Consider the following 11,195-nt stretch of genomic DNA (forward strand, 5'->3'; position numbering starts at 1 on the left):
CGTCAGCTAACAATCGGCTGCACAGCGACCGATTTTCCGCCGCTTCGCGGCTTCAAACCGGCGCGTGAGCCGGGCGTTAAGAGGTAAGTTGAGATCGACGAGAAATGGGATCTAGACAGGAAGCCTTCAACCAAAGAGAGGGCAATTGCCGTTGTGGGTGCAGCGGTGATCATTATTGTTGCTGCGATCTTTCTTTTCTCGATGTCAGCCATGCTCTTGTCCGGGAAAGATGTCCTCGGCACGTTCGTGGTTGCTCTCCTTTTGTTCCTGGGAGCGCTGTTACTTTTGGTACGAGTGCTGTCGGGTCAGGCTAGAAAGCCGTCTAAGATTGCGATCAAATGTGCTGGCTATGCGGTGCTTACCTCTAGTGTTTTTATGTTGGTTATCCCTTTTTTCGGTGCAGGGAACTTGGCAGGTTCGGTCTATGCGGTCGGCATTGGTCTGACGGGGATTGGAGGCGGGGCCGTTATCCTGCGCCGAGCTGCAGACTCTCGGAACTCTTAACAAGTTGTTGTAGTTCGTTCCGGGCCTTTGGCCCTACACCGGACGCCCCTGTCGGGGCGCCGCTAAACAAAAGCGTTATGTGTCAATCTGGCATTGAATGATGTTGTACATACTGGTTCCAATTATCGCGGTTTTAGCCATCTACCTTGCCTTTAGAAATCTATGGAGGTTGCATAAAGACGCGTCAGAAATCGTCGAGGAATTTAAGACAGAGAAACGCTCGGACTTAAAGGCAAAGTTGGCTGGGTGTGGGTTTGTTCATACCATTAATACGCCGTGGCGTTCTCTTTGGGATGGTTTTTGTCACATTGCGACAGATGACGCGGGAATTTACGTTGCATCTTGGGCAATGCCTAAAATGTATATCCCTTGGTCAAGAATCAAGAAAGTGGGCACTAAACGCTTGTCTCTGAGGAGCTATCATCAATTGTCAATCGAGGGACATCCGTTGATCACATGGCACGTGCCCTCGAAGATTGGCCTTCCTGATTCTGTAGAATCAGCTTCAGACGAATGTGACACATAACCAGGCCATTAAGTCTGTTCCGGGCCCTTGGCCCTCCACCGGACGCCCCTGTCAGGGCGCCGCTTATGGCAGGCGTTAGAATTCTTATGAAAAAATTTCTACCTCTACTCTTTTGGGTTTCGCTTGGTTGTTGGGGGCAGCAACAGCCATACGAAGTAAACGCCTTCATGGTCAAAGTTGAAGACGTTATACCAATTTTTAAAGAATTTGAGACCCAGCGGGTCGAAACAAGTTTTGCTGCGTTTATCGCGACGGTAGGCGGCCAAGACTTGAATCTTCAATTTTCAATTGAAGAAGGTAAGCCCGGCTTTGATTGGGTTTTGTTGGCACCGAGAAATGTTCAAGACCAAGAGAAATTTCTTGAATACGCTAGGCGGGCCGGTTTTCATGTAATTAGAAAATCTGGCAACGGAGTGGATTATTACAGAGCTTCGGTTTCCAGGGAGATGCCTCCAATTAGAGTAAAAAATAGCGATGGTTCGTTTACAGAGTTAGATAAAAGCCTTTATCTAGCCTTGCTATGTCATGGCATTCTCACTGACATGTATGGTTTAAAATCAGAGAGTGAAATAGGGCTTTATGCCAAGCGGGTTAAGATTGGTGGGCAAAAATTCTAACAAATCGCTTAAGTCTGTTCCGGCCTTCGGCCTCCACCGGACGCCCTTGTCAGGGCGCCGCTTAGCTTCGCGTTAATTTACAGAATATGATCGAAAAGTATGCTAGAGCCGAAGCGGTTGTGCTCCTTTGGTTTCTGTCGCCCTTGTTACCAATAATGTTTTCATACGGAAACGCTTGGGCTGCATCTTTGGCTGGAGTTGTGACGGCTCTATTAGGGTTTAGCATCTCACAGTACAGGCGATTGAAAATCGAAGAGGGCAGTTGGAAAGTCTCCGATTTCGTTGTTTACATTTTGGTACCTGTTGGTCTTTTCTGCTTTATCTCGGTAGCAATAGTCACCGCGGCAGATATTAACAAGTGAATCAAGCCGACCGATTTGCGCTGGCGCTCCAATCGGCGGCTTATTCAAGGCGTTAAATTCAGGGAGGAAACGCAAACATGGAGAAAGTTGTCACAGGCCTTCTGGTGCTCGTCGGCATCATTCATCTCTTGCCCGTTTCCGGCGTTCTGGGCGTGGAGCGCCTTGCTGCCTTATACGGCCTTTCGCTGGGTGAGCCCAACATTGAAATCCTGATGCGTCACCGGGCCATCCTATTCGGGCTTCTTGGTGTGTTCTTGGTGTATGCAGCGTTCCAGCCATCTCTACAAATAATGGCAATCGTTGCGGGCCTTGTCAGCGTTGTGTCCTTCATCGCGATTGCGTGGTCGGTTGGCGGGTACAATGAGGCCGTTAGCAGGGTGGTCATCGCAGACATAATTGCCACCATCGCGCTCATTGCTGCAGGGGCAATCCATGTCGTCACCCGCAACCAAATTTAACAAGGCGCAGCAGTACGTGGCCTACGGCCACCGGACGGCTTTCAGCCGCCGCTGTGCTCAGCGTTAAACGTCTCATCCGAATGTTCGCTTTGCTACAAAGATGCCCCAGAAATTTCTAGAGCACTATTTGCTATTTCAAGCGTTTTTAGACTCTGAAGACATCGATGCCTAAGGATGTAGCTGTGAGTAAAAAAAATATAATTCGGATCTTTTCGGTCTTTTTCACTATTTTCTCGTCTTCAAGTTATTTCTGGTTGGGTTCTGACAGTGAAAGTCGATTGATGAATTTTATGTTATATGTTGTCGTTCCTTTAATGGGGCTCTATGAGGCTATTCGATACTCACAAGGGAAGAGTGTCGGTATAGGGCTGGCCGTTGCCTTAGAGAACGAACAGGATAAGCGAGTGGTAATTTTAGTGGTGGCTCATTTAATGATGGCTACTCCCCTCATGGTTTCAGTCTAATCTGGTCGTCGAAAGGTGATACCAAACCACCACCATCCAAGCGCAGTCACTCGGACAAAATTTCCACTGCGCTCCAATTTCGCGCGGTGCTGCGGGCGTTAAAAAGCTTTATCTGAATTGGGGAATTAGATGCTCTATCTTCTGTTTTTAGCTGTATCAGCGGTTTATTTTTTCTACTTGGTCACAAGTGTGTTGCCCAAAGAAAATTGGGCTTTTATTACGTTGCCAGCGGCTCTTGTGTACGGAACTTGTGTTTTTCTCTCCTACAAAGTGCCTGGCAATCATGAGATCGCGCTATGGGTCATGCTCGCAATGGCAGCCATCTTTGGTGTGTGGGCTTTAGCTGGTGAGTTACTGTCCGAACCAGACAGTGAGAAGCAATTTTAACAAGGCCATCAAATTCGTTACGGCCACAAAAGACGTGGCCTCCACCGGACGCCCTTGTCAGGGCGCCGTTTATGGCTGGCGTTATGAGGCGTGAATGAGTAGCAAAACTTGGCTCCTTTCAGGCTTGATCATTGTCGCTCTCAGCCTGTTTACTCCGGGGCCATATGAAAAAATGGAAAATGCGTATCACAGTGGTCTCTGGACTTATGATTACTTCAATGTGCCGGCAAGCAAAAAGCACTGGTACTCGAGCCGCTACTTTACGATACAAAACGTTGATCATGGCAACGTAGGGACGGAACCTTGGAACAGATTCAGGTTCGGATTCCCTTTTCGTGGCGTTACTGTTGACTCCAACGTTGAAAGGCTCCTCGTTCAGGGCAAGATCGAAGTCGATTATCTGCTTCTCAATATCATCCTGAACGGCTTAATTTTTTTGCTTGGCTATGGGCTTTTCAAGCTGTACAAAAAGTTCAGGCTTAGGTGTGGCGGCTCATAACAAGGCGCTGTAGTACGCGGCCAATGGCCGCCGGACGCCCTTTTCATTGCGGCTTCGCCTCCATTACACGGGCGCCGCTAAGCTCAGCGTTATGCAGGAGTCCATGATCATTCCTTCGTTTAAATCTGTAGATGAAAAGCTTGGATTCCTGCTTCAAAGTATACTCAGAGCAGTTTTTGGTACCATTTTCTATGGTTTAATACTCTACGCCGTAGCGCATTGGGTTATCACTTCCTATTGGGAGGGTGGCGCCTGGTATATTGAAATGACGTTTTATGATCGATCTGCGGCAGAGCTGTTGTTACAAATGACTGGCTTTATATGTTTGGGGTTAGGAGCCTTGATGTACCTACTCATACCAGTACGTCATTTTGCCGTCTTTCTAATCCCATGGCTCATTTTGTTGCTGGGCCTCGGTCTACTCATTTTGTTCGCATAACAAGTCGGTCAACCGGACGCCAAAAGCGTACCGCTTTTGGTTCCCTCCGCTGCGCTCCGGCGCCGGTTACCTTAGCGTTATGTGTACTTGAGGTCGAGGTTGGGAGAAATGCCATTTCCACGTTGATGGTACTTGGGTTTTTGGGGGCGGCAGAGCTCCTCTTGAGGGCAAATTCGGCTCTGCATCCACCTGGTCATAAATATTGGGCATTTTTTGGTTCTATCTTGGCAGGTTCGGTGCCGATTGCGCTCTTAGGGGCAGAGGTGATCGAGCGTGAAGGTCTAGCCACGATCTTTGGTTTAGTGGGATTCGGCTATTTTTGTTTCATGCGAAAGCAGAGCGCACAGCCACATAACCAGTAGTTGTAGTACGTTCCGGCCTGACGGCCTCCACCGGACGCCCTTTTCAGGGCGCCGCTAAACAATGGCGTTAGCGTTTTAATATGAAAGAGATCGAGTGGTACCACACAAAAGATGGCTTTACGGTTAAAGGCCAATTCTTTTCACCAATATCTATGGTCGCTCATATCGAAAGGCTAAATGGTGTAAAAGTGCTAGCAAAAAAATCGTGGGGTTTAACAGATGATTTCGAAGCATTTTTCGAATACAAAGGTTATCGGTTTATCGTCGAAACACCCTTCGTTGAAGTTGAGGTGGCAGCATTCGACAAACGAATACCTAAAGATATAACCAAGGAAGTATTAGATCATGCAGCAAGTTATAAATGGGTTAATCCGGTTACCTTTATCTGGGCAATGTTGCGTTACTTCATACTTCCGTTCAACCCACGCTAACAAGTGCCTCAAACGGACTCCGCAAAATATGTCGCGCTTTTTGCAGTGGCAAAAAAGCGCGCCAATTTTGCTCCTCCGTTTAGGCAGGCGTTACATTTCTTGAGAACACATGAACAAGTCAGAAATTAAGAAACTATTCGTGGCTATCGAAAAGCACGATCACGAAACGGTTCTCGGAATTATTAACAGCGAGACGAAAGCTCTCGAGGTCACTGGGCAACACAACGCCAATTGCAGGGACAAAACTCCATTGATGTTTGCCATGCAATGTGAGGATTTTGATCTTTCAGAGAGACTCATTGAGTTCGGCGCAAACGTAAGCGCCAGAATGGCAGCGGGGCCCGAATCTAGCGTAATTCAGTTGGCCGTAAAATTTGGTCATGGCCTAAACCCGAATTTTGACAAATGGCTGAGCTTGATAAAACTCCTTTTGACGCAGGGAGCTAATCCGTCAGACGCCTTGTGGCCAGCGTGTCATGCATACAATAAAGTCGCGGATAAACCGGAAATTATCTCACTGCTTTTGCAAAGTGGCGCTTCGCCAGAAGTCGAAGTTGGTAATACCGGCAGCACTGTGAAAGAGCTGGTTAAAGTTAATTCGCAGCTCTATTCGAATCGTGTTCTTTCGCTATTTGGGCTTTAGGAATGGAAAAATGTAACAAGGCGCTGTTGTCGGACTGGTTTTCCGCTGCGCTCCAAACCAACCGCAAAGCGCGGCGTTAAGCCTATGAATAAAGATGCTTTCAAGTTCGCGTCTGCAAATAACTTAGATTGGCTGGTTAAATTCCACAATCACGTCAAAGCTCTCTTTGGAGAAGCACAGCAGGAGATTGATGATTTAGAAGATCAGCATCTGAGGAAATTTTGGTCGGACGTGTATTCGAATCAATTTCCAAAAAGTTTGCGGACTGCTGTCTTCCTGATGATGTTTGGTCACATTGAAGAAATGTTGATTCTTTTATCAAAAGGGAAGGATGTAGCACCGGACTCAAGATTAGGCGGCCTGGAGAAGTACAAGCCTATAGTCAAAGAAGCCTTGGGGGATGAGATTGCACAATTTGAGCCTTGGCAATTTCTGATGGAGGCGGCTCAAATTCGAAATACAATTTTGCACTCAGCCGGACGGCCATCGCTCATGCGGAAACCAGAAAAGGTGGAGCAGATCATTCAGAAGCGGTCCAATTGTTACCACCTAAAGATGGATCGAATCGAGATCCGTCCTGAAGGACTTCGGCTACTGGCAAACTACACCCGGGACTTCATCGACAGGCTTAACCAGTAGTTCCAGTACGTTCCGGCCCTACGGGCCTCCACCGGACCGGTTTTCCGTCGCGTTGCGCCTCCAAACCGGCCGCTGAACATTGGCGTTAAAAGTCACACAACTATGAGCGGGAAACCCGAAGAGCCGCGCAAGACTACGAGGACTGTTGAGAGCACTATGCGGTACCCAAGCGAATCGAGAATAGGGTTATTTCGGAACCTGTCATACAGTGGCGCCGGCTCTTCCTTGATTATTGTCCTTGCGCTGCTTCAAGTTGGGGTGGAGAGCACTTCCTTAACGGTCGCTTTGTATGGTGCTTGTGCGGCGATGCCTGGCTTTTTCATTCTTGGCGGAGTTTATGAGGCCTACATTCTGAGAGGTCAAAAGAGCTATAAGCACTTCCGGGGCGACTTTTCACAAGAGCTCACCTCTATTCTGGGCTCTTTGTGCGGTTTGGCTCTGATTCTCTCTCTCGTCTCAGTCATCTTTTATCTGAGTGAGATCGCTGCGTTCGTATTTGGCGGATCAGTTGCATTATCGCTAATTGCTTATTTTGTATTCGAGCATCATCTGGCCAAGTCGTTGGGTGAGTGATCTTTTAACAAGTGCAGGCACGGCGACGCCCATTACATTGCGCCTTCGGCTTCATTACATGGGCGCGCATGCTGCAAGCGTTAGGTGAAGAATGGACTTGCTCAAACTTACCATATTAATTCTTGCTCTGATCCTCACAGGATGTCAGAAAACGGTCGAATTGGAGCAAAAAGAATGGACCGATCCCCTGAATGGTTCCACTCAAATTATGGAACAACTGAAGATAGATCCTTGGCAGGTCATTACCTACCCAAAAAACAGGGATAGCGTGCTCATAGTTAAAAAAGAAAATGGTCCAATGCTTTCTTACGACACATCGGGTAAAAGCCAAACCATTATGGTTCACCCAAAACAAAATTCTGGGCATTCATCGGTCGATATCACTGATTCAAACGATGATGGTATCTTCGATAAGATACGTTTCTTTTCTGGTCCGGAGTCAGACCAGATTACAATGTACGAAGCAAACTTAGTAAACGGAATTTGGTTAATCGATGAGCATACAAAGAAATAGCAAGAATCACCTAACCAGCAGCTCCAGCGGACATGCATGCTGAGCTGGGCGTTAGGAGTAAAGGGAAGTTGAACGTAATCCTTTTCATCGTATTAGTAGTCATTGGTATTAGATCGGCGTTCTCAGTGCGTCGAGAGTCATCGATTTTTGATGAGCTGGGCGCCCCCAAGGGCGTCTTCTGGCTTACGTTAATATTGCCGCTGGCTCCGATTGTACTGTTGGTGTTGCCCAGCCTAATAGGGTGGTTACCGGCAGCATTAATAGCCTCTATATGCTGTGTGCCGCTGTTGGTTCAGGCTCGCCGAAGCATTTTGGTTTTTGAAACTTCTGGGACCTCTAGATCAGACAACGCCCTCAAATCGGCTCAATCGGCTTTTGGGGCTTCGCTCGTGGGTCTAATCTACATTTGTCTCTTTGTTGTCTGGTCTTTTTTGGCCAGCGGGCTGGGTAGTGCAAGCTTCTAACAAGGCGCTTGAGTTTTTTCCGGCCTTCGGCCTCCATCGGACGGCCTTGTCACGCCGCTTAGCTTGGCGTTATGCCTATGGATGAAGAATGCAAGTCACTAGTTTCCTGTCAGCTTTTGCGGTAGTGGTTTTCGTGATTTGTCACGTAGCAATCCAATTGCTGTCTATCGCTTATGTTGATTGGAAAAAAGCTAAAGAGAAGGGCGTTGCGATTGGGTTGGCAGTGTGGGGAGGCTACCGTCACGAATGGGCCCAGGAATTTGTGAGCGGATCAAAGCTCAATGTCATGGTTAAGCTCGACAAAGTTCGGCTTTGCGCGATTTGGATTTTCGTTGGGTTCTTTGCACTTTCGCTACTGGGCACACCGTTCGGGCATAACCAGTAGTTGCAGTGCATTCCGGCCCTAACGGGCCCCCACCGGACCGGTTTTCCAGCGCGGTAGCGCCTCCAAACCAGCCGCTGAACATTGGAGTTAGGTGAAAAAAGATTCGATGAAGCATCTGATTCTAATCATGGTCGCTCTTCTTTTGGGAGTGCCTTCGGCCAACGCAGAAGATAGAGAGCCTAAATTCAACCAAATCAAACGCTCCGATCCCGAGATGCAGCGAGCATATGATTTGGCTTCTGAAACTATCAGCGCCTTTATTAAAAAAGTTCAGGTTGGTGGTGACGCGACGTTTCTGGCTAAGCTGAAATTCCGTGTTCCAGAATTGTCAGAACATATGGGTTCCGATCAATTCTTGTATATCTGGCTGAATGGCGTCGCCTATCATCCTGAGGAAAATCTGTTATCAGGTGTTTTTTTTGAGCTGCCCAAATCCTTAAGCAAATGGCATCGAGTTGGTGAAAGGCTTGGTTTCTATCCAGAGGATGTTTTTGATTGGATGATAATCGAAAACGGCATCGCTCAGGGCGGGTACACAATCAAAGCAATGAGAAGTAGGTTAAAAACCGAAGAAGAAAAAGCCAGATATGATGAATACATTGGTATTAAAAGCTATCAACCGGTACTAGGACGATGAATCACCTAACAAGGCACATCACCGGACGCCATTGGCATGGCGCCGGTGTGTTTTGGCGTTATGCCCAAATGATCAACGTAGCGCTATGGCGGCACTTTTAATGGAAGTTAAAGGAAGAAAGGCATATGAGCAGTAGCTTTTTGTTAGAGATGTTCGGTCTGTTTGGTGGTGGTGTAGTAATCGTGACAGCTCTATCTAGGTGGTGGGGTGGGGTCTTGTCAAAGCGAATCATCCAAAATGAAAAAGCCGAGATAGACAAAAAGCTGGAGGCGGAAAAAGCCAAGCTTCTCGAGGGCGTGGAAGTCACAAAAGCCAGGTTACAAGAGCAAACCAAGCTGGCGGAGATTAGGCTATCGTCAATTAACGAAGAGCGCTTTAAGGCTTTAACTTTAAATTATCAGCTATTAGCGGATACCTGGATTGATTGTCGTTGGGCAATACAGCCCGACGAGCTCGGCCGCTCCAAGCCACCAGAAAAAGAGCGGTTGGAAAAGGCTGCGGAATCACTCGATCATTATTTTCGTGATTTTGAGCGAAAACGGCTATTTATGTCTGAAGAGTCTCAGTCATCAGTCTACGAATTTCTGACAAGTGTTTGGCAAAGCCTGGATAAGCTAAGAATTTTTGGACAGTCCGATCGGCCTTTGAACGAGAGGTTGAATGAGTTATATGACGAATGGATACATGACCTCAAGCCCAAGATGGACTCTGCTCGAAAAGCAATCGAGTCCGAGTATAAAGAGATAATTGGAGTCAATCAGCATAACAAAGCATTGCAGCGGACAAGCCGCTGAATGCGGCGTTAAGGAAAAGCATGCATAGCTTCGTCACAATTTTGATGGTTGGCCTACTGTTCAGTCCTTTCTCACTGGCGGATTTGTGGGTTTCGAAAGGCAACTTTGGAGAACTTCCTTTCTATACCGAACGTGATGAGAGAAAAAAGATAGACGGCTGCAGTGGAGAGGTTTGTGAAACTGGACTGATACTGAAGAAAACATACTTCAAGGCTAATCTGGTCTCAAATGAATCAGACCTCAAAAAACTGTTTGGCGTGTGGACAGGTGGTGATTGCCAATCTGATACATGGAAGCTTAAAAAGGATGGTGGGTTCGCGTCCAAGTATCCTCTTGAGGGCGAGATCTATAGTTGGTCCGGCAGCTATTTTTTAGAGCAAGGTGTTTACGTTGAAGAAGGGAAGAACAATAAGGGAGAACGTGAGTATAACGAAGCTTATTTGTACTACGTTCCTGCCAAGGACCTATTAATTTACAAGGGATTACGGGGCTTCGATGGTTACGATCAGCATGGGAATGAGAAATTCGTAGAATTTTCTGGTCCTGATTTCTATTACTTTCGGCGGTGTGATTCCTTAACAAGTGGGTGAAGCTGACCGGTACTACGCTGCGCTCCGGACCGGCAGCTTACCCAAGGCGTTATAGCACTTCGAGATCTCAGAATGGGCGATTACAGAATCACTTTGGGTTCGCATCTCTTAATACTGATGGTCAATTTGATATGCGTACGAATGATCTATGACGTAAGCGATGGTGAGGTTGCATGGCGGGGAATCTTCCAGCTGCACCAGGCAGAATTCGCAACTGTTGCTGTTGTCCTGTTCACGATGGCTTGCTCTAATCTATGCCAAAGAACTGTACAGGAAGTTCTCTGGGCGACTATAACAAGGCGCATCAGTACACGGCCGATTGCCGCCGGACGCCACTGGCGTGTCGCCGCTGTGCTTGGCGTTATACACCAGGAAAATGAATACTCACAGAATGGAGTCTGACTATGAAAAAACAGATTAAACGTCTCTCACCGCACCAAAATGGAAAGGTTTTTGGGGTGCTCATGGCAGTTGCTACATTGCCAATTTTCTTACCCATGATTTTAATGATGAACCTCGCTGGTCCGCCGATGGGGCCAGACGGAAACACCGTTGGATTTCCAACTTTCGTCTTCTTTATTTTCCCATTGCTCTACCTGATTTTCGGCTATATATCTGTCGTGATTGGCTGCTTTTTCTACAATATCCTCAATCGGTTTATCGGCGGGTTTGAATTTCATGTCGAAGAGGTTCATTGAGGTCGAGATGTATAACAATGCCATTAAGGTTGTTCCGGGCCATTGGCCCTCCACCGGACGCCCTTGTCAGGGCGCCGCTTATGGCTGGCGTTAAGTGAAACCAATGATTAAAACCCCCGTTCTGCAAGTCCATAAAGATTACCTTTTGCCTGTGGGCGAAAAAGAGTTCGGGGTTTGCGGGCTGGCCAACTTTGAGAGCGGTTGCTTCA

The 11,195-nt window shown here is 47.4% G+C and carries 17 protein-coding genes; 16 read left to right on the top strand and 1 reads right to left on the bottom strand.

Annotation, left to right across the window (positions count from 1 at the left end; genetic code table 11):
• Positions 1 to 2: 2 nt before the first annotated feature.
• Complete coding sequence (locus tag QLQ17_RS17015; RefSeq protein ID WP_283210806.1) at positions 3 to 212, bottom strand: hypothetical protein; 210 nt, start codon at positions 210 to 212, stop codon at positions 3 to 5.
• 883 nt (positions 213 to 1,095) lie between these two features.
• Between QLQ17_RS17015 and QLQ17_RS17020 the strand changes: the two genes are divergently transcribed.
• The 16 genes from QLQ17_RS17020 to QLQ17_RS17095 all read left to right on the top strand — a co-directional run bounded on the left by QLQ17_RS17020 (position 1,096) and on the right by QLQ17_RS17095 (position 10,986).
• Positions 1,096 to 1,647 carry a hypothetical protein gene (locus QLQ17_RS17020; RefSeq protein ID WP_283210807.1) on the top strand — a complete coding sequence of 184 codons (552 nt, stop codon included), beginning with the start codon at positions 1,096 to 1,098 and terminating at the stop codon, positions 1,645 to 1,647.
• A gap of 439 nt (positions 1,648 to 2,086) precedes the next feature.
• Positions 2,087 to 2,467, top strand: coding sequence for a phosphopantetheine adenylyltransferase (locus QLQ17_RS17025; RefSeq protein WP_283210808.1), 381 nt, complete (start codon positions 2,087 to 2,089; stop codon positions 2,465 to 2,467).
• A 182-nt stretch (positions 2,468 to 2,649) separates the two neighbouring features.
• Complete coding sequence (locus tag QLQ17_RS17030; protein WP_283210809.1) at positions 2,650 to 2,931, top strand: hypothetical protein; 282 nt, start codon at positions 2,650 to 2,652, stop codon at positions 2,929 to 2,931.
• Positions 2,932 to 3,060: 129 nt separating this feature from the next.
• Positions 3,061 to 3,318, top strand: a complete 258-nt coding sequence (locus tag QLQ17_RS17035; protein WP_283210810.1) for a hypothetical protein — start codon at positions 3,061 to 3,063, stop codon at positions 3,316 to 3,318.
• 94 nt (positions 3,319 to 3,412) lie between these two features.
• Entirely contained in the window at positions 3,413 to 3,817 is a 405-nt protein-coding gene (locus tag QLQ17_RS17040; RefSeq protein WP_283210811.1) for a hypothetical protein, read from the top strand.
• A gap of 103 nt (positions 3,818 to 3,920) precedes the next feature.
• The gene (locus QLQ17_RS17045) at positions 3,921 to 4,256 is read left to right on the top strand and encodes a hypothetical protein (protein ID WP_283210812.1); all 336 of its coding nucleotides are present in this window, start codon (positions 3,921 to 3,923) and stop codon (positions 4,254 to 4,256) included.
• A gap of 442 nt (positions 4,257 to 4,698) precedes the next feature.
• Positions 4,699 to 5,049 (top strand): hypothetical protein, encoded by a 351-nt coding sequence (locus QLQ17_RS17050; protein ID WP_283210813.1) that lies wholly within the window; start codon positions 4,699 to 4,701, stop codon positions 5,047 to 5,049.
• 109 nt (positions 5,050 to 5,158) lie between these two features.
• On the top strand, positions 5,159 to 5,692 hold the full coding sequence (locus tag QLQ17_RS17055; RefSeq protein WP_283210814.1) for an ankyrin repeat domain-containing protein: 534 nt from the start codon (positions 5,159 to 5,161) through the stop codon (positions 5,690 to 5,692).
• Between the two features lie 84 nt (positions 5,693 to 5,776).
• A complete protein-coding gene (locus QLQ17_RS17060) occupies positions 5,777 to 6,331 on the top strand; it encodes a hypothetical protein (RefSeq protein WP_283210815.1) in 555 nt (184 codons plus the stop codon).
• A gap of 225 nt (positions 6,332 to 6,556) precedes the next feature.
• A complete protein-coding gene (locus QLQ17_RS17065) occupies positions 6,557 to 6,904 on the top strand; it encodes a hypothetical protein (RefSeq protein WP_283210816.1) in 348 nt (115 codons plus the stop codon).
• Positions 6,905 to 6,995: 91 nt separating this feature from the next.
• Positions 6,996 to 7,418, top strand: coding sequence for a hypothetical protein (locus QLQ17_RS17070; protein WP_283210817.1), 423 nt, complete (start codon positions 6,996 to 6,998; stop codon positions 7,416 to 7,418).
• A 552-nt stretch (positions 7,419 to 7,970) separates the two neighbouring features.
• A complete protein-coding gene (locus QLQ17_RS17075) occupies positions 7,971 to 8,267 on the top strand; it encodes a hypothetical protein (protein WP_283210818.1) in 297 nt (98 codons plus the stop codon).
• 106 nt (positions 8,268 to 8,373) lie between these two features.
• Positions 8,374 to 8,904: a DUF2314 domain-containing protein gene (locus tag QLQ17_RS17080; RefSeq protein WP_283210819.1), complete on the top strand. Its 531-nt coding sequence runs from the start codon at positions 8,374 to 8,376 to the stop codon at positions 8,902 to 8,904.
• 125 nt (positions 8,905 to 9,029) lie between these two features.
• A complete protein-coding gene (locus QLQ17_RS17085; protein ID WP_283210820.1) occupies positions 9,030 to 9,698 on the top strand; it encodes a hypothetical protein in 669 nt (222 codons plus the stop codon).
• A 20-nt stretch (positions 9,699 to 9,718) separates the two neighbouring features.
• A complete protein-coding gene (locus tag QLQ17_RS17090; RefSeq protein WP_283210821.1) occupies positions 9,719 to 10,288 on the top strand; it encodes a hypothetical protein in 570 nt (189 codons plus the stop codon).
• Between the two features lie 404 nt (positions 10,289 to 10,692).
• Positions 10,693 to 10,986 carry a hypothetical protein gene (locus QLQ17_RS17095; protein WP_283210822.1) on the top strand — a complete coding sequence of 98 codons (294 nt, stop codon included), beginning with the start codon at positions 10,693 to 10,695 and terminating at the stop codon, positions 10,984 to 10,986.
• Positions 10,987 to 11,195: the final 209 nt, after the last annotated feature.

Origin of the sequence: Marinobacter sp. CHS3-4 (genome assembly GCF_030053415.1) — a bacterium.
GTDB lineage: Bacteria > Pseudomonadota > Gammaproteobacteria > Pseudomonadales > Oleiphilaceae > Marinobacter.